The following is a 19,434-nucleotide window of genomic DNA, read 5'->3' as shown; positions in this document are numbered from 1 at the left end:
CGGGGTCGGGCTGATGGCTGATCAATGGTTGGATGGCCAGGGCGCTGCCGGCGGCGCGCCGATACCCCGTGGCCGGCTGGGTCCGAGGCGCCGGAGCGCGTACTGCGCCCGGCCGTACCGCCGAGTCCCGCGGGCCCGGTGATCGGGCCCGGTTGCCGAGCGGGCGGAACTCAGCTGCCCGCGCCCGCCTTGGCGGCGCCCGGCCCTGCGACCAGGGCCTGCCGGTTGCGGACGGCGGCCTCGCGGTCCGCGTCGTCGCGGTCGTGGGTGTCGTAGACGTCCCGCTCCCACGCCGTGTCGTACACCGCCCAGTCCGCCCAGCCGCGCTGCTGGGCGACGAATCGGTCCGCCGCCGTGGAGACCGGCTCGGGGGTGGCCACAGCGGAGTCGCTCTCCTCGGCGGAGCGGTCTTCGCGTGGGGTGGCGGGAGCCTCGACGGTGCCGTAGTACGGCATGAGCATCGAGGCGGGCATCTCGGTCTCGGTTCCGTCCTCGAAGCGGATGCGGATCAGCTGGGGCAGGCGCACCTCGGTGTCCGGGCGGTCGTGGAAGCACAGGTCGATCCCGTCGTCGCTGACGGACACGACGGTGGCCCGGCCTCCGCGGGCCTCGGCCGCGACGGTGTCGCCGGGACGCAGGGCGGCGGCGAGGGTGTAGCGGACCATGGAGCGCAGGTCGTAGACGGGCTGCATCAGCGCGGTCAGCTCCTGCAGCCGGTGGCGGCCGCGCGCGGAGATCGTGCCGCCGTGTGCCTTCGTCACAAGGCGGGCCACGCCCCGGTCCCAGCGGAAGTACTGGATGTCCTCCGGCGCGCGGCCCGGCAGGCGCAGCAGGTCGCAGAGTTCCACGAACGGCATGCCCGGCCGGCCTGCCCACTCCGGAACCAGGACGGCCACCACGGCACCGGGGACCTGGTAGACGCGGCGCACGATGCCCCGGTCGCCGCGCAGGTCGCGGGCGAGGCGACCCAGCCAGGGGGAGTCCTCGACCGGGACCAGGGCGGACGTTGCGGCGATTTCCTGCACGGCGGACTCCAGGGGAGGGAGGGAAGGGGCCGAGGCACCCGATTAACTTATTAATCTACATGCTTTGATGGATCTGGTCAATGGGCTTCCGTGTCGACGCCCGGGGTGGCCTCGTGTCGGCGGAGGTCATCCGGCCGGGGAGCCGGCGGGGCCCTGTGGTGGCAGTGGCAGGTGCGGAGAGCGTGCCCTACCGGCGGTGGCCGGTCGCGAACGCGTACTCGGCGGCGGCCTTGGCCTTCTGGGGCTCGGTCTCCCAGTCGCAGGCCTTGCATGCGGCGACCCAGTGGTCGCCCTCCTGGTGGGGGTGGTCGCGCTCGGCGCGGTGGTAGGCGGCGCTGTGGACCTGGGAGGGGGCCCGCACGACGCGGCCCGCCTCGACGTCGGCGCGGCTGACCCACTGGTAGGTCCCGCCGGTGGGGCGGACGTTGAAGCCCTCGCCGAGCGGTCCGATCTCGTCGATCCGCGCGGTGATCGCGGCTCCGTCGGCGGGGGTGAAGACGACGCGGGTGCGCGGGGCGATGGTGTCCCAGGTCAGGGTGCGGCGGTGCTGCATGCGGGTGCCTCCGTGGGTCTGTCCGGTCCGCTGGTCGGATCCGGTGGGTGTCGTCGGGGCGGTGCGGCCCGGTGGGCGCGCGGGTCGGGTCAGCTCTCGGCCCACAGCTGGAGGGCGACGGCGGCGTTCGCCGGGGCCCGGTCGAGCTCGTTGAGGTCGTAGTAGCCGCCGAAGTTGCCCGCGCAAGTGGTGTCGGGGCTGTAGAGGATGGGGTGCAGGCTGCCCAGGGGGGTGCTGTCCTCGGGGTGGCCGGAGGGGGCCAGGACGACCAGGGCGTCGTCGGGCAGGTCGGTGGCGGCGAGCAGGGCGCGCAGCTCGCCCAGGCGCAGGCCGCGCAGCATCCGCGGCCGCGGCTCGGTCCATGCCGGGGCGACGGTGGCGGTGGGGATCGTCTCCCCGGAGGCGAGCAGGGCGTCCACCGTCGCGGGGTCGGCCTGCTCAAGGGGCCGGCAGCAGCCGTCCGGCTCCGGCTGGTGGTGGCCCACGCTGAAGTAGCCGGCGGGGATGCCGGGCAGATCGCCCGCGGTCCGAAGGAGGCGGCCAGCGCGCAGCTCGCGGAAGGTCTCGCCGCTGTCGAGGGCCAGGGCGCGGGTGTCGACCTGATAGGACGTCTGCTCGTCGTCGTAGGCCATCGGTGGCTCCGTTCGCGGGGGATCGGGTTGCGGGCGAGGCCCGGCCGCACTGCCCGGCTGTAGTCCAGGACTGCGATTGCAGGTATTAATCTACATCATATTCAACACTTGGGCAAGGGGCCTCGCCACGCGGCCCGAGCAGTCGGCCGGCGCGCACCGGGGCGGCCGCGGGCGGGACCGGCGGCCCTCGGCCACGAGCCCCGCCGCGCCCCGCCTCAGACCCTGCGCAGGGCGCTCACCAGCACGGCACCCAGCGCCGCCGGGATCTCCGCCACGGAGGTGACGTCGAGCCTCCGCGCTCCGGGAAGCACGTCCGTGCTCGGGTTCAGGCAGATCCAGACCACCTCCGCCCCGGAGCGGACCAACCGCTTGACCAACTGCTCGCCGGAGGCGAGCTCGGACGGCTCCCAGAATCCGTCCGAAACAATGACCAAAATCCGCGCCCCGGATCCCGTGGCCAGTCCCAGGCCGCCGTCCAAGGCCGCGGCCGCTTGCGTGAACCGGTGGTTGCCGTCGTTCGCCAGGAACCGCGTCACGGTCGCGGGCGGCCGGTCCGGCGAGACGATCGGGGTGACCGCCGTGCCGAACGCGACCGTGGCCGCCCGGCCCCCGGTCTCCCGAGCCGCGTGCGCGAACATCCACGCGACCGAGGCGATCTGCTCGGTGTAGGGCTTCATCGAACCCGAGACGTCGACCGCGACCCCGACCACCACCGGCGGCTCGGTGCTGACCTGCCGCACCCGGTGCCGGTAGGGCCGCGCCGTCACCGGCATCCCCAGGGCGCGCTGCGCCGCGCCGAACATCGCCTCGCGGCCCATCAGGCGTCCCGGCGGCAGCGCCGAGCGGCGGTTGACGTGGACCGGGGCGCGGAACTGGGCCCGCAGCAGGGCCTCGCCCAGCCGCCGTGCCCCGGCCCGCTCGGCCGAGGTCGGGGCACGTTCGCCCACCACCGGGGACGTGGGGGCCTGGCGTGCCTCGGTCGGGGCGGCGAAGACGCTCCGGGCCGAGTCCCGCGCCAGGTCCCGGGCGGCCGACTCTGCTGCCCGCTCGCGGGCCTGACGGGCTGCCGCCTGCTGCTGGCGTGCGACGTCGGCCGGGTCCGGCAGCGCGCCGGTCTCGATCCGGGCGTCCACCGACACCGACTCGGTCAGGCGGGTGAGCGCCTCCCGCAGCGGGTCGGATCCGGCCGTCGTGCCGCCGGGGCCCGGGGAGCCGGGGCCGGAGGGCTCGGGGTTGTCCGGGTCACCGGCGGCGCAGCCGGTGCCGGGCAGGTCCTCGTCCTGGTCGGCTCCGATGATCTCCACCCAGCGGCGGGCCAGTTCCAGCAGGCCGGCCTGGTCCCCGTCGGCCAGTGCCAGGGCCTTGCGGCCCAGGTTGCGCAGACGGGTCGCGTCGCCGCGCCCCAGGGACTGGTTGATCAGCGCCCGTACCGGCGCGGCCTCCTTGTCGGTGAGCACGCCAGCGTCCACCCGGGCCAGCACGAGCGCGGAGGCGGTGGCCGCCGCCCATCGGTCGGCGAGCTGCGAGGCGTCCTTGGAGCGGGGCAGGACGATGTTCGCGGCGGAGGCCCGCAGGAACACCCGGTCCCCGGGGCGTTGCGCGAGGTGGCGGCCCTCGATCCGCGGTTCCTCCAGCATCACCGCCGCTCGCACGGCGGCTCGGCCCGCGCCCGGTTCCCAGTCGGCCCAGCGGGTGCACCGGGCGTGGGCGGCCTCGTGCCCGCACAGGCCCACCACGACGGGGTGGCGCAGGCGGCCCGATTCAATGAGCGGGTCGACCTGGTCGGGGTGGACGCCCTGTTCCAGGGCGATGCTGCCGTTGATGGTGACCCTGGCCAGCGCCGGGACGAACCAGGCGATCTTCTCCTGCTCCGGGGCCCAGGTCATGTCGAGAAGGACGTCGTCGCGATCCGCGAGCTTGTTGACGATCCCCCCCAGCCGCCAGGCCAGGGCTCGGCGGGCGCGGTCCAGCACCGGGTCGACGGCGGGTACGGCGGACTCCTGGTCCGCTGGCGTGCTCACGGGCTGACCTGCGGCAGCCGCGCGCCCAGCTGCATCGGCTCGGGCAGTTCCGGGTACTTCATCGCCAGCGCCTCGGCGAACTCGGCGCGGTCGGCCTCGGGGCACCTGCGCAGCAGCCCGGCCAGGGCGAACTCCAGACCGTAGCGGTTGATCTGCGCGGCGAACGCCAGAGCCTCGCGGAATTGCGGAATGAAACCGGAGTAGGAGCTCGGCTGGGCGATGGTCTCGGTGCCGCCGCCCCGCTTGGGCTGCACGATCGGGGGCGGGAACTTCCTGGTCTCCAGGTTCCGCGCGAACGTGATCAGGTTGGTGGGCACGCCGAGGTCGGCGGCCAGGTCCCAGTCCGTGGTCACCTGGACGTGGTTGGCGAACCGCGACAGCAGGGCCTCGCTCATGTGCGCGCCGGGAACGTCGGGGTTGCAGGCGGCCACCAGGCACCAGTTCTTGCCCACCTTCACCGGCGGCAGGGAGGGGTTCACGGTGACCGTCAGCTCGCCGCGCCCGTCCATCAGCGGGTACAGCAGCGACAGTGCGGTGGGCGGGATCAGGGCGATCTCGTCGACGAACAGCGGGACGTCGTTCTGCACGGAACGCAGCAGCGGTCCGGGCACCCAGTCGAAGCTGGTGGTCAGGGGGTTCTGCACGAAGGTGCCCAGGAAGTCGTGCTCGGTGGTGTCCCCCGTGCCGACCAGCGTCTCCAGGCCGCTGTGACCGGCGGTGGCGTCCATCGCGAAAGCCGCCTCGATCATGGCAGTCTTGCCGGTTCCGGGCGGCCCGGTGAGCAGGGTCGCGACATTCTGGTCACGGGCGTCGCGCAGGAACGCGAGGTCCTCCAGGTGTCCGATGCGCCGCGGGAAGTACATCTGCCCGTTGGGGCGCAGCTGCGGTCCCAGCGGGGCCGGGCCCGCCGGAGGGAGCGGCCAGGAGCCGGAGGGCGGCGTGGGGGGCGCCGGGGGAGGGGTGGCGAGGGCGCCGTCCAGCAGCGGCTTGACGCTGTCGGTGTGCGGCGCGGGCGCGGCCGTGGTGGGGGAGCGGAAGGGCTGGGCAACGGAGTCGCCGGCCGCGTCCCGGAACCGGCGCAGCAGCTCCCGGGCGCTACCGGACAGGGCGGCCGTGGTGACCAATTCGGCCGGGACGGTGAAGGAGGTGAACTCGCGGGTCTGCTCCTCGTACCCCTCGCGTTCCTTGGTCCTGGACAGCCTCAGCGCGGCGGTCGCCGCCAGCTGGAGACTCCTGTCCGGCTTCGGGGTGCTGTTGCCGGAGTCGTTGACGCGGCCGTGCACGCCCAGGAAGGCGGGGTCGGCTCCGCCGATGACCAGGAAGCAGTAGTACTTCTGGCTGTTGCCCTTCGAGTTGTACAGCTCCCAGCCGTGGACTTCCACGTCGGTGTTCTGGTTGGCCAAGGTCGCTCCTGGTGTTCGAGGGGTGAGGGGTCGGTGCCGGGTTCAGCGGCGGGGGTGGGCCAGCCGGTGCAGCTGCGTCAGCGCGGTGAAGGCGGCAGCCAGGGCGAGCGTGCCCAGGTGCGGCCCGGAGCCCTGCGGAACGGCGGTGCAGGCCGCCAGTACGCCGGTCGCGGCGAACCACACCAGCGCGTCCAGGACCACGGCTGTGGTGCGACGCCGGTACCCGGTGGCGGCGCTGCGCAGGTTCAGGAGCCACAGCCCGCCGACAACCGCGAGCATGAACAGGGCCATCGCGGCCATCGCGGGAACGGTGCCGAACAGCAAGGGGGGCACCACGGTCGTCAACGCGATCCGGCGGACCCACGCGCAGTGGAGGTGCGGAAGGTGGAAGGGGCTCACAGAGGCAGAAGGGCAGCTCATAGCTGGGGCTCCAGTCCGCAGAAGGTAGGTGCGGGCGCTCGGACCGCCCCGCGCCGGGGGCCGGTTCCGGCCTCGCCAACAAGTATTAATCTACAGGAAAACATGCAGATTAACAAGTTATAAGCGTCACTCTGCGGGGGTCGGGCTCATCACCATCCGGCAGCCGGATCGCGGTCCCGGAGGCCAGCGGTGATCCCGTCCCGGCCGGGGCCCAAGGGGCGGCCGGCTATCGCAGTGCTGCCGCCGTGGCCAGGGCCAGGCCGGCCTCGGTGAGGCGCAGCACGTGCAGGTGCCCCTGATGGGCGAGCCGGGGGTCCGGGGTGCCCGGGGCGTGGCCGCAGCCGTCGAGGACGGCGGCCAGACCCAGGGTCTCCAGGATGAGGACGTCGGCCTCCGTCACGCCGAGCGGGTGGATGACGTGGCCGGGCTGCGCGGCGGCCCGCACCAGGGCTCGCGTCCGTGCGCTGGACGGCGCTGACGCCCCGGCCAGCAGCTCCCTCGCGGCCTGCACGGTGATGCGTGCACGGTGGCGGCGCTCGCGCCGGTACTGCGGCGGCTGCTCCTCATCCGCGGTGCTCAGGTCCCGTTGCCGCAGGAGTTCCGCGAGTTCGTCGGGGGTGACGGGGTCGGCGTCGAGCGGGTCGCTGTCCGCGACGGCGTCGCAGCAGCACGCGCAGCCGCGCGCGGTCTGCTGGAGCAGGCGGCCGGCGGCCGGATCCCACCAGATGATCACCGCGACCTCGAGTCCGACGGTGGGGCGGCTGAAGTCGAACTGCGCCAGGACGGCGGGGGCGTGACTGTCGGACACGGCGGTACCTCCGGGGACGGCGCTGGACGGGCGGGGCTGCCGGGTGCGGCGGGATCTCCCGTGGGGCGCGGCGGTTCGGGCGGAGCAGGCATCCCGCCGCCCGGTCCGGGGCCGGTGCGGGGGATGGGGCCTGCGGGGTGCTGCAGGGGGTCCGCTCACGGACCGGTCAGGGCGATGAGGATCGCGGCGTCCACGTCCTCGGCGACACCGGTGCGGGCGTCGAACTCGGCGCGTACGAGGTCGTCGGAGCGCCAGCCGCCGATCCCGTAGGAGTCGTAGCTGATCGGGGTCATCGCGGTGGTCGTCACGTCCAGGATCTCGCTCAGTGCCTCGACGAGCCGCTCGCGGGGCGCGTCGGCGAGCAGGGCGCGGATGCGGTCGCGGCGGTAGTCGGCGGTGTCGCTCATGCGTGGGTCCTCCAAGGGGGGTGGGGTGCGGGGGGCGCGTTCAGCCCACGACCCGCATGCCGATCAGGCGGGGGGAGTTGTCTGCGGCCTCGCACCAGTCGTGGGCGCAGTCGCCGCACAGCAGCGGGCAGTGGCACTCGTCGCGGTTGAAGATGTGCCAGCCCTCGTCGGCGGCGTTCTCGTGGCCCTGGTCGTCGTCGTCCAGGTGGACCGAGAGCAGTCCGCAGCGGTCGCACTCGATGAGGTCGAACTCGTCCAGCTCGGTGGTGTCCTGGAGGGGGGCCAGCGGGCGCATGTCGATGACGGTCACGGGGGCCTCCAGGGGTGAGTTGGTGCCGGGGAGGGCCTGCTCACCGCCCCAACAAGTATTAATCTACACTAATTTCAACTCCTGGGCAAGGGGGTCGCCCTGACCACGGCGGCGCTCCGGGCGATCCCCGGCCCGGTCACCGCAGCCGGGGCGGAGCCGCCAGCAGAGCCACCACGCGGCGGGTTCGGGCGGCCGCGCTCACCTCGACGCTCACCGTCCAGCCGGCCGCCGCCAGCACCCGGGCCAGCTGCTCCAGCTGGCCGTTGCGCCGCGACCGGACCTCGCGCACGCGCCGCCAGCTCAGACCCGTCTCGTCCTCGCGGCCACCCTCGACCCACACGGCCCGCACCGGCTCACCGAAGGGCGCGGTGAAAAACACCCCGGCGACCCCGAAACCGCGCGCACTGGTCCGCCACGGCCATCCCTCGGGCAGGACGGCCAGAGCCACACCGCCCTCGCGGGCGGCGGCCACCGCCGACCGCACCGCCTCGACGCCGAAATCCGCCACCGCCGCGCCCGCCACCGCCGCCCGCCGGTCCCCGCAGACCGTTCCGTCCAGCCACAGACGCGCCACCAGGACCGCCAGCGCGGCACCGGTCACCAGGTGGCTGGTGCCCGCCGCCGCGTGCAGGGCCGCCCGCAGCGCCTCGCCCCCGGGAGCGTCCGCCCCAAGGGCCGGCGCGAGGTCGCAGGCACGCTGCAGCAGCGCGGCCAGGACCAGGTTGCTGTCCTCGACGGCCACCGCGTCCATGATCCGACCGAACTCCGCCTCGGCCGCCGCCGCACACCGTCGCTCCAACGGGTCGGGCTCCTGATAGGCTGGCAGGTGAGGGAACGTCCTCGCGTCCCCACTGACCGCCGGACAGGTGCCGCACCCGTGCTGGTCCACCCACCGACCCCGCGTACCGCCCGACTCCGCCTCCGGCCCCTCGAACAGCCACAGGATCGGCGACCAGCACACCGAGCACGCCGACACCTGCCCCTGCACCGGCAGACCCTCCCGCGCCCCTCGCCGGGGCACCAGACGGCGCGTCACCCCACCGGGCCCGAACGGCACCCAGCCGCACCGTGCCGCATCGTCACGGTCCTGGCACCACAGCCGCCGCATCGGCCGCCCGAAGAAGTCGACGTAGTCCTCAGCCGGACGCAGCACCAGCGCCCGCTGCTCACCACCGGGCCCCCGCACCAGAACATCGCCCACCGCCAGCTCCTCGAAGCCCACCCACTGCGTCCCGGGAACCACCACCCCCGGCCATGCGGCCTCCGCCAGGACCTCGCGCTCCGAGTACTCCCCGACCGCGCCGGCACCGAGGTCCGCGACCCGGTAGCGCCCCGACACAACCCCGACCACCGTGCCCAGGAAGCCGCGCTGGACCGTGTGCCGGCGCGTCACCGGGTCGTAGTGCACCGCCCGCACCACAACCGCCTCACCGCGGGCGAACCGCTGCTCGGCCACGCCCCGCGCCGCCTCGGCGCCGGTGGCCGGGCGCAGCTCCACCAGCCCCCGGGTGTCGCGGTAGGCGATGGTGGCGCACCCGTGCCGGTCCTGCCTCATCACGGACACCGCGTGCCTCCCGGCCGACCGTGCGCCCTCGATCTCGGCCGCGGCCCGATCGGCTGAGATCAGTTCGGGAGCGCCTGAGTTCACGGTCCGCATGGCCATGGAGCGGGTGACCTGCGGCAGCGAGCCGTCAGCGGAACCGTTTGCGGTCGTCGTACTCCTGGGCATCGGTGCCCTCCATTCGATCAAGAGTCGGTTGGCCGGGACGTTCGATGGCCGGCCAGGTGGGGTGCGGTGGATGTGCGCGGCGGCGCGCGGTAATCCGGTGGGGGTGGGACCGTGGCTCTGCGGTGCCCTGGTCCCCTCGGCTACGGGATGAAACAGGGGCCGGCGCGCGGCGCGTGGTCTCCCCGCGACTCGCCGGCCCCTACCCGGGGGCGCTCTGCCAAGCTGAGCTACACCGGTGCCCGATGGGACCGGTGGCGGGACTTGAACCCGCGACTTCCCCCTGCGTTCCGCCGCGGGGAGTCGAACCCCGAAGCGGATGTGCCCGCGTGCGGGCGGACCTCTCGATCACCGGGGCGATCGGACCTAGGCCCACTGGTCGGCGGCATCCTTCAGCTCGCGCTGTGCGGCACGCAGCAGTCCGTCCGTGGCGCGGAGTTGGACGGCGAGGGCCTGACGCCTGGCCGCCAGGCGTTCGATCCGGCGCTGCAGCGTGGCCAGCTGCTCGGCGGCGACGACCGCCGCGGGCCGGTTGGGGGAACGCGGCCCGGTGCGCCGGGAGTCCGGCGCCAACTGCACACGGGCGAACGCCAGGAACTCCTCGCGGACCACGAACTTCGTCGGTCGGGCGGGCGAGCCCGCCTCCAGCGCCAGTTCCGGGAAGGCGTCGTGGCGCTTGGCCCACTGCGAGACCGCCGCGCGGCTGACGCCCACCAGCCGCGCGGCCTGGGCCAGGTGGACCAGCTCGCCCTCGCGTCCCCGGAACTGAGGCCGCCGCCAGCGGACCGCGGCGTTGGTCCTGTCCGCCGAACCCTGGCCGTCGTCGCCGCGCAGCGGGTCCGCCCCCTGCGGACTGGCGTAGGCCAGCAGGGCCGTGTTGCGGGCGCGCGCGTCGGGGAAGGCGCGGACCTCGACGCTGGCGTCGTGCATCCGGTACACCGCCAGGCCGTAGCGATCGCGCTCCGCATCGGTGTGCAGCGCCACCACCTCGAACGGCCACAGACCGACGTGGACATCGCTCAACAGGGCGATCTCGGTCCACCCGGTACCCGGGAGCCGGTCGATCCAGTCGTCTCCGCACTCGTCCGCGCTGGTATCGGGAACAGGGGGCAGCAGGACGGACGGTGAGACGGAGATGGTCAAGGGCGGTTCCCTTCGAGACGGCGAACAGGGGCGTGGAGCGGATGGATGGTCAACTGTCGGGGCGCAGGTGCCCGCGTGCGGCGGCGAGGCGGCTGCCCGGATCGGCGAAGGCGCGGATCGTGATGTCACCGCACAGGTAGACGGCGAGCCCGTACACCCCGCGCCGGCGGTCGCTGTGCACGGCCACGACCTCCTCGGGCCAGTCCCCGAGGAGCCCGCCGCCCAGACCGGCGACCTCGCGCCAACCGCTCAGGACCAGCAGCTCGATCCAGTCATAGCCGTTGTCGGTGCCCACCGGGTCCGGCAGCGGCGGAAGAAGAGGAAGCAGGTGGGGGGCGTCGGTCAAGGGCAGGCTCCTTCAGATGGATGCGGAACAAAACCGGAGAATCAGAGGGACACCGCGCCGAAGGCCTTGCGCCCGATGTCGGAGCCGCTCGGCAACGCCAACTCCCGGTGAGTTGGTCCGGATCTGTTGCGGGGCGATCAGATGAGGCCGAGGGTGGGAAGCAGGCCCCACCCGTCGTGGCGAATGTGCCAGGTGTGCTGGCCCTCGGCCCAGCCCCACGTGCTGGCGAAGCGGTGGAACTGGGGGGTGAGTTCGACCCGCATGTGGGTGCGCCAGCCCCGGAGCTCGTCTTTCGCGGATTCCGGATCGGTCACGGTCATCTGGATGCCCTGGCCGTTCACCACGTGGTCGCCAGCCTGGACGTGTTCGAGGAGCACGGCTTCCATGTAGATCTTGGCGTTGCAGAACTGCTCGTAGAAGGCTGCCCGGCGCTCGATGGCAAGGTGCGTCCGCCCGGTCGCCTTCCCCTCGTTGAGGGTGCCGTAGAGGCTGAGGAGCCGACGGTAGTTGCGGAGGTATGCCGTGCGCTGGGCGGCGGGGCGCTCGGCAGTGGAGAGCATGTCGGTGACCTCCAGTCGGAGCGTGTCGAAGCCACTCGCCCGGTTGACGCAGAGGGCGACATCCACGCCGAAGGGTGTGGTGTAGACGCGTTCGACGGTGGATCGGCTGCGGTAGGGGCCGCGGACGGTCTGGCCGAGCCAGGGAGAGTCGGGGACGGGGCGGAGCCGGTGTTGGGTGAAGTGCGCATAGGGGTCAACGTCGTCACTCGCTAGCGGTGCCATGGGCTCGGCCTCCTTCGGGCTGCGGCGGATCTGGTTCAGATCGCTCAGGGGATACAGAACAAGCGAGCAGTGCCGAGGGATCAGAGGAACGCCGCACCGAAGACCTTGCGGGCGATGTCGTAGCCGCTCAGCAGCACCGCCGCCGGGCTGTCGGCGTCGCTCCGGCGAAGCACATCGGCCAGCGCGCGCGGGTCGGCCTTCAGGGAGTCGTGGGCGCGGGTCGGCGCCAGCTGCTCGACCAGGGTCTCGACGTCAGTGCGGTCCATGTACGCCACCAGTGCGGCGATCACGGCAAGACGACGGGCCCGGGTGTCGTTCGTGGGGGTCATGGCTACTCCTATGCTCCGACTGCGCCAACAAGTATTAATCTACAGCTAATTTAAATGCTTGTCAACGGCTGAAGCCGTCAGCGGGCCGCTGCTCAACCGGCCGGCCCGGGGTCGCCGCCCCCGGGGGAGTGCCCTCCGGGCCGGTGGTGCGCGGCCTGTCGAGTACCCCGCCTCCCCGGTGCTCTCCGCCGATCAGCCCGCGGCGCAGCCCACCGCGGGGCAGGCCGGGCAGGTTTTGCCGGCAGGTCGAATCGGGGTGGGCGCAAACGGACGCGGGCTGCTCCGGGGTCCTACCGGTGGTCGGCGGTTCGGCCGGGGGCGTTGGTTGGGTTGCTTTCGAGCGGATCGGGTCGAAGTGCGGCGGGACCCTGGGCCGCCTGCAGTACGCGCAGGATGGTGGGGGCGTCCAGGTCACGCAGCGTCAGTTCGTAGCCGTAGATCTCGCCGGCCCGGTCGGTGTGCAGGTGGAGGGCCCCGGCGTCCCAGCGGACCTGCGCGATGCCGGGCATGCTCCCGTGGGACACCGTCGCGCTGGGGCCGCAATGGGCGGCCGCCCTGACGGCGAACTCGGCGCCGGCCTCGCGGATCGCCTCGACGCGCCCGGAGCGGACGGCCGCCAGGGCCTGCCACGGTGCCACGATCCGTTCAGCCGCGGCCCGTGCGGTGGCAGCCGGGTCGTCCATCGTGGCGGTGACGGCGGCAGGGATCTCGTCCGGCTCGGCCCGGCTGCCCCAGGTGGAGATGAGTGAGACCGTGACGGCCCGGGTCTCGGGGTCAACCCTCGCTTCGAGCGCCGCGTCGGCTGACTCCACGTGCGCGCGGCGCGTCGAGCCCGCGGACTCGGCCTTCCACTGAGGACCGAGGGCGGTGGCCAGCAGGCGGGCGAACTGCAGGGCTGTACGGGTAGTTCGCAAGGGCAACTCCCTGGATTGGATAGTATTAATCTACACTGTTTTCAAGACGTGGGCAAGGTCGATGTTCTGACGGGATCACACGGAAGCCCCTCGGGGTCCGGACGCGGCGGGCGAGGCTGAATCCCGGCAAGCGCGCTTATAAGTTGTTCTGAGATAGAAGCATTGATACACTATAAGTGTCACCGATTGAGTCGGTGCTCCTCCGTGCCTCCCCCGGGTGCTGGAGACCCAAGCGGCCCCTTCCGGCGTCCCCCCGCCGGGAGGGGCCCGCCCCTCCCGGGCACGCCCTGGACTTCGCCCGCGACCACCCTGCCGCCGCCGGGCTCGCCATGCGACGGCCCTCCGCACCTGCGCCGAGCACGAGCGCGGCGAGCAGTACGTCCCCACCCTCCGATCGGCCCGTGCGATGCGGGCGGGCCGAGGAACACCCCGGTGGCGACCTGTGCCAGGCCAGCGCTCCCCGTACCCACCTCGGAACACCGATCCGCCTTCGCGCGGACCCAGCACCGCGCCGGCTGGACCGCACCCGACAACTGGAGGACCCCGCGTGCCACCCCGCAACACCGCGCAGACGACGGGCCGGAACTCCGGCGGCCCCTGGCCCCGGGTACTCGAACACGACCGCCTCACCTACCAGGCCGCGACCGGGGCAGCGGTGCGATCGCTCCGCGCGTTCCGCACCGGCCCGGGCCACGTCACCTGCATCGTCACCGAGCAGGGGCCCGGCATGAGCGTGACCAACGCCGTCCACCAGGTCCACCAGGCGATCCAGGCCCTGTGGCCCCACGACGGCGTCCGCGTGATCGAGCACTACCCCTCCGCCGGGCGCGACCCGGAGCACTACGACGAGGCCTTCCGCAACCCCCGAGGCTCCCTGGCCTGGCGGCGCGTGCCCCTCGCCGCGCTGGTCGCCGAGTTCGGCCCCGAGCTGCCGCGCAGCTGACCGCCCCACTGTCCACAGGCCCAACCGGCCACAGTCGAGCCGACCGCCGGCAGAACACCGCCGGCGGGAGAACCACCCCTGATCATTGGAGACGCCATGAGCGAGATCAACCTGACCAAGACCTCCGCGCTGAGCGTGGACCAGCTCGCCGTAGCCGCACCCCACCTCATCAACCTCTACAAGTCGGCAGAGGTCGTACTGAAGGACAGGGACCTGATCGGTGAGCGCGGGCCGGTCTACCTCGTACTGGACCGGTCCGGCTCCACGCGCCCCTTCTACCGGGACGGTTCACTCCAGAGGTTCGCCGAGCAGACGCTGGGACTGGCCGCCCACCTGGACGACGACGGAGTGGTGCCCGTCGTCTTCTTCTCGACCGAAGTCCACACCCACGGGGCCCTGCGCCGCAAGAAGACGTTCGACGTCTCCCTGGACAACTACAAGGGCCGCATCGAGGCCATCCACGAGGGCCTCGGCCACATGGGGACCACGAACTACGCGGACGCGATGAAGGCCGTGATCGAGCACTACCAGGCATCCGGGAGCACCGACCCGGCGTTCGTGGCCTTCCTGACCGACGGCGCCCCCACCGACCGGGCCGCCACCACCGCGCTGATCAAGTCGTCGTCGAGGCTGCCCATCTTCTGGCAGTTCGTCGGATTCGGCGAGGACCCCTTCACCTTCCTGCGGAGCCTGGACGAGATGCCCGTCCCGCAGCAGCGCGTCATCGACAACGCCGGGTTCTTCGCGGCCGGCGCGAACCCGAAGGCCATGACGGACGACGCGCTGTACCGGCTGCTGCTCGGCGAGTACCCGCAGTGGCTGCGCGCCGCACGCGAGCAGGGCATCGTCGCCTGAGCCATAACAGCCCGCAGGGCCCGCAGCCGATCCGGCTGCGGGCCCTGCGGGCTGTTCGGACACCGCCACCCGGCCGGGCGATACAGGCAACGGCCTGTGGCCCTGTGGCGCCGACCGGTGCGCGGCCGAACCCGGACCCGATCCGCCGCGATTCCCCGGTGCCCCGCATACCGAGAGGCTGCCGGGGGTCACCGTCGTGCGCGGGTCGACGTCACCGCGTATCGCGGGGAACCAGGGTGCCGTCCGGTCCCAGGTCGCAGTGCACGAGTCCGGAGGAGCCGAACTCCACCCAGAAGCTGTCGAAGCCCGCCGCTGCCCAGCGCGGGACGGCGAGCTGCCCCTCCACCGTGGTGGGGAACCGCCGCTGGCGCCGGGAAGAGGACTTGCCGCCACGACGGGCAATGAGCAGCATCGAACGGTCCACCTCGTCGGCATCGGTCGGGGGCAGGACTGTGGCGGGGAGGTTGGTGGAGGGCGGGTCGTTGGGCTCACCCGGCTCAGGGGTGGGGAAGTAGCGCTCATCGTCGACCACCGGCCGAGTGGCCGGGTCGCTGGCACCGTAGACGTAGGGCCGGTGGTAGGCGGCAGTGCTCTGAGCGGGGCCGCTGTTGGCTCGCTCGCCCCGGAAGGGGAAGTTGAAGCCGAGTTTCTGCTTGGGCAAGGGCGTCCTTCTCTCATGGCGCGTCAAGGGGGCGGTGCGCGCGGCGAAGTTGACGCACGCACCGCGGGTAGGGGTGGTTCGAGGCGGTCGGGACTACGCGGCGGCGTGGTGGTGGGGGCGGCTGATGCCGTAGCTCTCCGGAAGGGCGGTCGCCTCGAAGAACCGACGCAGGGCCGTGCCGTGGTGGACGCCCAGGGCGAGGATCTCGCCCTGGGCGGAGATGACCGACCACAGCTTTCCCGTGCCCAGGAGCCCGTCGTTGTGGATGGAGGCGAGGGGGGTTCCGTCGGCGAGAGCGAAGACTCCGATCGCGTCGTCGCCTCCGACCAGGGCGACCCACCTCAGGTGCAGCGTGGAGGTATCCTCTCCGTCCACGTCCAGGACCCGGGGGTACAGGTGTCGGGAGTCGGCGAGCGACGCGGCCTTGAGCTGCGCTCCGAAGCCGGTGGTGCTCTGCAGGTCGAACTCGCCGCCCGCGTTTTCGCGGACTTCCTGGACGGCTGCGGCGGGGGAGGCGGCGTCGACGTACAGGACAGTGGTGAGCTGGGCGCGAACAGCGAAAAGGGGCAAGGGGCGACCTCCGGGGCGGGGGCGGCGACTCCAGCCCCTTCATGTATTAATATACATGAAATTAGAGCCTTTGGCAATCCCTGGACCGGTGAAATTGCGCATCAGGCCGGGTCAGCTGCCCGCTCTGGGGCTTGTGCGGTCGCCGGCGCACTGCGGTGAACGCCCCGACAGGCAGATCGTCTCGATCTGCCGCATCTGCGCCGAGGCCTTCTCGTCCCACTCGCGGCGGCGCTCCTCGCGCAGGCGCTCCATGTTGTGGCCCACGTAGAGGAAGGGCGACCCGGGGGTCCCCGGCCAGCGGTCGCCGGTCACCGGATTGAACATCATGTCGCGGTAGTCCCGCCAGAACCGGATGTGGAGAGCGCACATGCCGTCGGCCGGGACCACGCCGAAACGCTGGTCGGGCGGGAAGAGCTTGTTGGTGGCCGAGTACGCCATCTCGCGCCAGCGGACCCCCTCCCACCGCCACCACAGTTCGCGGATGTCAGCGGGAACGGTGGCGCCGAGGTAGACGTCGGGAACGTAGATCAATGGAGCTCCTTGCTGCCAGGGGTGGCTGGCCGGCCCGGGGGCGTGCTGGGGGATGGTGTTGTGCTCGGGGTCGTGCCGGGCCTGCCGCCGCGGGTCCGGTTCAACGGCCGTTCTGGTCGCGGCGCAGGGCCTGCGCCCTGGCGTCCTCCGCGCTGTAGCCGGAGTCGCAGTCCGGGGAGCAGTAGGTCCCGGCCAGGGCTCCGCAGTCCTCGCAGGGGTCCTCGAAGTCCGCGGGCGTGAACGGGGGGAGTGGAAGCGGTCGGGGTTCTTCCCGGTGTGGTGGCATGACTTCCCTTCGGGGCGAGGCGGATGGGGCCGGCCCGCCCGACTTGGGTCGGGGGTCGGTCAGTTCGCCCGGGTCGAAAACTGGATCTCGGCCCGGCGGGCGGCGCTGCGGTCGCGCTTGCGGCGGGGGCCGGGAGCGTGGAAGCCGCTCGCGGCGGACCGGCGGCGCTCCTGAACCGCGGTCACGCGGGCTCGGTTGCCTGCCGGGGCGGGGGTCTGTCGCTTCACGGGTTCCTCGTCTCAGGGTTGGCACGCGATGGCTATAGATATTAATCTACATCATATTCAACTCCCCGTCAAGGGAGTTGCCCCATGTGAGGTGAGTCGAAATGCCGAATCTGAGGGGCGTGATGATGTTGACCACAAGTAGAAAAGGATGTATATTAATACGTGTTGGGGGTGAGGAACCCCCCACCCCCGATCTCATGGAGGCTCCCGTGCTTCGTACCGCTCCCGCAGGTCTTCCCGTCAAGGCGCTTCCCCTGCACGTCCGTCTGCTCAACGCAGTGCTTCCGGATGCCGGGTTCCGCGTCCTCAACGGCCGCGTGCAGGCTGCTCTGGACAGCGGAGCGGCGACGACCACGGAGAGCTGGCTCGTGGAGCGCGGCGTCGGGGACGACTTCCTCGACGGGTACCGCAGTTGGTTCGGCCGCGAGGTCGCCACCCACTACCGGGCCGCGCACAACAACACCGACCCGCAGCGGGCCTGGGTGCGTCACCGGAGCACCGACTACTGGGTGCCCGTGTTCGTCTACCGCGCCGAGGACCCGGCGCTGGCGGGCGGGGCGCGCACCTACCGGCGCACCGCCGCCCTGGGGCTGGCAGCCTGAGCCGCCACCGGCGGGCGGGGGTGACACGGCCCCGCCCGCCCGCCCGCCCGCCCGCCCGCCCGCGCGCACGCTGCTGCCGCCCGCCACGGCCACCCCACCGCACCGAGCGCCCTGCCGGGACGGTGAATCGCGGAGCCTCATCACGGAGGGGTGGGGCGCGGAACACCGCGACTCTCGAGGATTCTGGCCGCGGCCCGACACCGAACCGAAAGCCTGCGCCGGCCGACGGCGGCCACGGGGCGGCCCGGCGCCGCGCAAGCAGCGAGGACGAGCCAGTGCACCCCCGTCGGACTGACACCCGGACGCGGCCGTGCGGGGCCTGTCCACAGGCGTCCGCCGACAACCTGGAGCCATGCTCACCACGGACCCACCACGGCCAACCGCAGCCCAGCGGAACGCTGCCGCTCCGGCGCAGCCGGCACCGAGGACCACAGCATGGCACTGACCGTGATCCCGCTGACATTCGCTCAAGCCTGCATCGTCGTCGACCGCCTCCACCGCCATCACCGGCGACCCCAGGGGCACCGCTACAGCCTGGGTGTCGTCGATGCCGACGGCATCCTGCGCGGCGCTGCCATCATCGGCCGACCAGTGGCCCGCGCCCTGGACGACGGCTGGACCGTGGAGGTAACGCGCGTCGCCACTGATGGCACGCCGAACGCCAATTCGGCCCTCCTGGGCGGCTGTTGGCGGGTGGCCGCGGCGTGCGGATTCCGTCGTGCGATCACCTACACCCAGAGCGGGGAGTCCGGGGCCAGCCTGCGCGGTGCCGGTTGGCGGAACGTCGCCGAGCTGCGCCCACGGGCAGGGTGGAGCACGCCGTCGCGCCCGCGGCTGGACCGGGGCACCGACGGTCTGAGCCGAACCATGTGGGAGCGGACCCGGTCGAACGCGGTGCTGCTACCGGTCAGCAGCGATCTGCTCCTGGCAGCCCCGTGCCCGCACTGTGGTGCCAGCGCCCCGATCGGACGCGGCCGACCCGCAGCGTGCTGCAAGGCAGCGCAGCAGGGTGTCGGCTGACCCGCAAGGGGGCAGGACGGCGGCTGCTCCCGCGAGGGCCGTTGGCACGGCCGCGCGGTGCCAGCGCTGCTGTGGGCTGCACCGTTCCGGTGCGGCAGGGCCCCGGCGGCCGAGTGCCGGGGCCTGCCGGTCACAGCAGGCCGAGGGTGGGTATCAGGAACGGGGTGGGCAGCAGCGCGAGGCCGTCCGGGTTCTGCTCACGCAGCAGCCGGTCCTCGTCCAGGTGCCGCTGGTCCAGGCGGACGAGCATCTGCGTCCGCAGGCCCAGTCCGGGGACCGTGTCAGGGTCCACGACGGTGCCGTGCAGGTCCTGGAGCGGATACAGCACGCGGTCACCGGCCTTGACCTGCTCGATCAGGGCCCAGTGCAGTTCCGGAGCAGCATTCAGGTAGGGGGTGCAGAAGCTTCGCGCCTCCTTGTAGCGTTCGACGTCCTGCTCACTGGCCTTGCCCTGCAGGACGGAGAACTCCAGATCGCACAGTTCGTCGCGCCGGGCGGCGAACTCGGGCACGCGAGCCGGACGGCCGTCGACGGCGAGCAGGTCCAGCGGCTCGGTGTATATGGTCCATGCGCCGGTGTCGGGCTTGCGGCAGGTCAGGAGGGCCACGTCCAGTGCGTCGACGCGGTAGACCAGGCGGACCGTTCCACTGGTGCCGTCCGGAGTAACGGCCGTCAGGCCCAGGGCGCGGGAATCGGTGACCGGTTCGGCCGTGGGGGTGGGATCATCGAGGCTGAACACGGGGACTCCCAAGCGGGTAGTAGGGCGGGACCCGGGTGGGCCCCCGCAACGACTCTATGTATTAATCTACATTATATTCAACAGATGGGCAAGTTGCTCCCGCCGCCGTCCCTGACGGCCCGCCAGCCGCCCCCCGCCGTCGGTTCCTCGGGTGGAGGCCGCGATGAGCACGAAGGTCGGA

At 72.4% G+C, this 19,434-nt stretch carries 25 protein-coding genes; 4 read left to right on the top strand and 21 right to left on the bottom strand.

Features of this window, described 5'->3' with window-relative positions; genetic code table 11:
* Nucleotides 1-170: 170 nt before the first annotated feature.
* The 15 genes from ABH941_RS23330 to ABH941_RS23260 all read right to left on the bottom strand — a co-directional run bounded on the left by ABH941_RS23330 (nucleotide 171) and on the right by ABH941_RS23260 (nucleotide 12,819).
* Nucleotides 171-1,025: a hypothetical protein gene (locus tag ABH941_RS23330; protein ID WP_370131383.1), complete on the bottom strand. Its 855-nt coding sequence runs from the start codon at nucleotides 1,023-1,025 to the stop codon at nucleotides 171-173.
* Between the two features lie 187 nt (nucleotides 1,026-1,212).
* Nucleotides 1,213-1,578: a hypothetical protein gene (locus tag ABH941_RS23325; RefSeq protein WP_370131382.1), complete on the bottom strand. Its 366-nt coding sequence runs from the start codon at nucleotides 1,576-1,578 to the stop codon at nucleotides 1,213-1,215.
* Nucleotides 1,579-1,667: 89 nt separating this feature from the next.
* Nucleotides 1,668-2,210 carry a hypothetical protein gene (locus ABH941_RS23320; RefSeq protein ID WP_370131381.1) on the bottom strand — a complete coding sequence of 181 codons (543 nt, stop codon included), beginning with the start codon at nucleotides 2,208-2,210 and terminating at the stop codon, nucleotides 1,668-1,670.
* 215 nt (nucleotides 2,211-2,425) lie between these two features.
* Complete coding sequence (locus ABH941_RS23315) at nucleotides 2,426-4,231, bottom strand: VWA domain-containing protein (RefSeq protein WP_370131379.1); 1,806 nt, start codon at nucleotides 4,229-4,231, stop codon at nucleotides 2,426-2,428.
* Nucleotides 4,228-5,634: an AAA family ATPase gene (locus ABH941_RS23310; protein WP_370131378.1), complete on the bottom strand. Its 1,407-nt coding sequence runs from the start codon at nucleotides 5,632-5,634 to the stop codon at nucleotides 4,228-4,230. The genes ABH941_RS23315 and ABH941_RS23310 overlap by 4 nt, the downstream gene beginning before the upstream one ends.
* 42 nt (nucleotides 5,635-5,676) lie before the next feature.
* Nucleotides 5,677-5,958 (bottom strand): hypothetical protein, encoded by a 282-nt coding sequence (locus tag ABH941_RS23305; protein ID WP_370131377.1) that lies wholly within the window; start codon nucleotides 5,956-5,958, stop codon nucleotides 5,677-5,679.
* A gap of 322 nt (nucleotides 5,959-6,280) precedes the next feature.
* The gene (locus ABH941_RS23300) at nucleotides 6,281-6,862 is read right to left on the bottom strand and encodes a hypothetical protein (protein WP_370131376.1); all 582 of its coding nucleotides are present in this window, start codon (nucleotides 6,860-6,862) and stop codon (nucleotides 6,281-6,283) included.
* A gap of 155 nt (nucleotides 6,863-7,017) precedes the next feature.
* Nucleotides 7,018-7,269, bottom strand: a complete 252-nt coding sequence (locus tag ABH941_RS23295) for a hypothetical protein (RefSeq protein ID WP_370131375.1) — start codon at nucleotides 7,267-7,269, stop codon at nucleotides 7,018-7,020.
* A 40-nt stretch (nucleotides 7,270-7,309) separates the two neighbouring features.
* Nucleotides 7,310-7,579 (bottom strand): hypothetical protein, encoded by a 270-nt coding sequence (locus ABH941_RS23290; protein ID WP_370131374.1) that lies wholly within the window; start codon nucleotides 7,577-7,579, stop codon nucleotides 7,310-7,312.
* 136 nt (nucleotides 7,580-7,715) lie between these two features.
* A complete protein-coding gene (locus ABH941_RS23285; RefSeq protein WP_370131373.1) occupies nucleotides 7,716-9,308 on the bottom strand; it encodes a hypothetical protein in 1,593 nt (530 codons plus the stop codon).
* A gap of 363 nt (nucleotides 9,309-9,671) precedes the next feature.
* On the bottom strand, nucleotides 9,672-10,448 hold the full coding sequence (locus tag ABH941_RS23280) for a hypothetical protein (protein ID WP_370131372.1): 777 nt from the start codon (nucleotides 10,446-10,448) through the stop codon (nucleotides 9,672-9,674).
* 49 nt (nucleotides 10,449-10,497) lie between these two features.
* Entirely contained in the window at nucleotides 10,498-10,794 is a 297-nt protein-coding gene (locus ABH941_RS23275) for a hypothetical protein (protein ID WP_370131371.1), read from the bottom strand.
* Nucleotides 10,795-10,931: 137 nt separating this feature from the next.
* Nucleotides 10,932-11,576 carry a hypothetical protein gene (locus ABH941_RS23270; protein ID WP_370131370.1) on the bottom strand — a complete coding sequence of 215 codons (645 nt, stop codon included), beginning with the start codon at nucleotides 11,574-11,576 and terminating at the stop codon, nucleotides 10,932-10,934.
* A gap of 80 nt (nucleotides 11,577-11,656) precedes the next feature.
* Nucleotides 11,657-11,905: a hypothetical protein gene (locus ABH941_RS23265; protein WP_370131369.1), complete on the bottom strand. Its 249-nt coding sequence runs from the start codon at nucleotides 11,903-11,905 to the stop codon at nucleotides 11,657-11,659.
* Nucleotides 11,906-12,195: 290 nt separating this feature from the next.
* Nucleotides 12,196-12,819 (bottom strand): hypothetical protein, encoded by a 624-nt coding sequence (locus tag ABH941_RS23260; RefSeq protein WP_370131368.1) that lies wholly within the window; start codon nucleotides 12,817-12,819, stop codon nucleotides 12,196-12,198.
* Nucleotides 12,820-13,366: 547 nt separating this feature from the next.
* Here ABH941_RS23260 and ABH941_RS23255 point away from each other — a divergent pair.
* Nucleotides 13,367-13,762: a hypothetical protein gene (locus ABH941_RS23255; RefSeq protein WP_370131367.1), complete on the top strand. Its 396-nt coding sequence runs from the start codon at nucleotides 13,367-13,369 to the stop codon at nucleotides 13,760-13,762.
* A gap of 96 nt (nucleotides 13,763-13,858) precedes the next feature.
* Nucleotides 13,859-14,617: a VWA domain-containing protein gene (locus ABH941_RS23250; RefSeq protein WP_370131366.1), complete on the top strand. Its 759-nt coding sequence runs from the start codon at nucleotides 13,859-13,861 to the stop codon at nucleotides 14,615-14,617.
* A 211-nt stretch (nucleotides 14,618-14,828) separates the two neighbouring features.
* On the opposite strand, the gene ABH941_RS23245 is transcribed toward ABH941_RS23250, so the two are convergent.
* The 5 genes from ABH941_RS23245 to ABH941_RS23225 all read right to left on the bottom strand — a co-directional run bounded on the left by ABH941_RS23245 (nucleotide 14,829) and on the right by ABH941_RS23225 (nucleotide 16,850).
* Nucleotides 14,829-15,278 (bottom strand): hypothetical protein, encoded by a 450-nt coding sequence (locus ABH941_RS23245; protein ID WP_370131365.1) that lies wholly within the window; start codon nucleotides 15,276-15,278, stop codon nucleotides 14,829-14,831.
* Between the two features lie 93 nt (nucleotides 15,279-15,371).
* Nucleotides 15,372-15,848, bottom strand: a complete 477-nt coding sequence (locus ABH941_RS23240) for a hypothetical protein (protein WP_370131364.1) — start codon at nucleotides 15,846-15,848, stop codon at nucleotides 15,372-15,374.
* A gap of 111 nt (nucleotides 15,849-15,959) precedes the next feature.
* Complete coding sequence (locus ABH941_RS23235) at nucleotides 15,960-16,379, bottom strand: hypothetical protein (protein ID WP_370131363.1); 420 nt, start codon at nucleotides 16,377-16,379, stop codon at nucleotides 15,960-15,962.
* A gap of 100 nt (nucleotides 16,380-16,479) precedes the next feature.
* Nucleotides 16,480-16,665: a hypothetical protein gene (locus ABH941_RS23230; protein WP_370131362.1), complete on the bottom strand. Its 186-nt coding sequence runs from the start codon at nucleotides 16,663-16,665 to the stop codon at nucleotides 16,480-16,482.
* 59 nt (nucleotides 16,666-16,724) lie between these two features.
* Nucleotides 16,725-16,850 (bottom strand): hypothetical protein, encoded by a 126-nt coding sequence (locus ABH941_RS23225; protein WP_370131361.1) that lies wholly within the window; start codon nucleotides 16,848-16,850, stop codon nucleotides 16,725-16,727.
* Nucleotides 16,851-17,101: 251 nt separating this feature from the next.
* Between ABH941_RS23225 and ABH941_RS23220 the strand changes: the two genes are divergently transcribed.
* A complete protein-coding gene (locus ABH941_RS23220; protein WP_370131360.1) occupies nucleotides 17,102-17,494 on the top strand; it encodes a hypothetical protein in 393 nt (130 codons plus the stop codon).
* Nucleotides 17,495-17,929: 435 nt separating this feature from the next.
* Nucleotides 17,930-18,514, top strand: coding sequence for an XF1762 family protein (locus tag ABH941_RS23215; protein ID WP_370131359.1), 585 nt, complete (start codon nucleotides 17,930-17,932; stop codon nucleotides 18,512-18,514).
* A gap of 130 nt (nucleotides 18,515-18,644) precedes the next feature.
* Here ABH941_RS23215 and ABH941_RS23210 read toward each other — a convergent pair whose 3' ends face one another.
* Nucleotides 18,645-19,253: a hypothetical protein gene (locus tag ABH941_RS23210; RefSeq protein ID WP_370131358.1), complete on the bottom strand. Its 609-nt coding sequence runs from the start codon at nucleotides 19,251-19,253 to the stop codon at nucleotides 18,645-18,647.
* Between the last annotated feature and the right edge of the window lie 181 nt (nucleotides 19,254-19,434).

Source organism: Streptacidiphilus sp. EB103A (genome assembly GCF_041261405.1).
Lineage (GTDB): Bacteria > Actinomycetota > Actinomycetes > Streptomycetales > Streptomycetaceae > Streptacidiphilus.
This window is presented reverse-complemented; position numbering and strand designations above follow the sequence as displayed.

Coding starts and splice junctions, on each gene's coding strand:
- ABH941_RS23325 (WP_370131382.1), bottom strand. CDS start 1,578: ATGCAGCACCGCCGCACCCTGACCTGGGACACCATCGCCCCGCGCACC.
- ABH941_RS23320 (WP_370131381.1), bottom strand. CDS start 2,210: ATGGCCTACGACGACGAGCAGACGTCCTATCAGGTCGACACCCGCGCC.
- ABH941_RS23295 (WP_370131375.1), bottom strand. CDS start 7,269: ATGAGCGACACCGCCGACTACCGCCGCGACCGCATCCGCGCCCTGCTC.
- ABH941_RS23285 (WP_370131373.1), bottom strand. CDS start 9,308: ATGCCCAGGAGTACGACGACCGCAAACGGTTCCGCTGACGGCTCGCTG.
- ABH941_RS23270 (WP_370131370.1), bottom strand. CDS start 11,576: ATGGCACCGCTAGCGAGTGACGACGTTGACCCCTATGCGCACTTCACC.
- ABH941_RS23265 (WP_370131369.1), bottom strand. CDS start 11,905: ATGACCCCCACGAACGACACCCGGGCCCGTCGTCTTGCCGTGATCGCC.
- ABH941_RS23250 (WP_370131366.1), top strand. CDS start 13,859: ATGAGCGAGATCAACCTGACCAAGACCTCCGCGCTGAGCGTGGACCAG.
- ABH941_RS23230 (WP_370131362.1), bottom strand. CDS start 16,665: ATGCCACCACACCGGGAAGAACCCCGACCGCTTCCACTCCCCCCGTTC.
- ABH941_RS23215 (WP_370131359.1), top strand. CDS start 17,930: ATGGCACTGACCGTGATCCCGCTGACATTCGCTCAAGCCTGCATCGTC.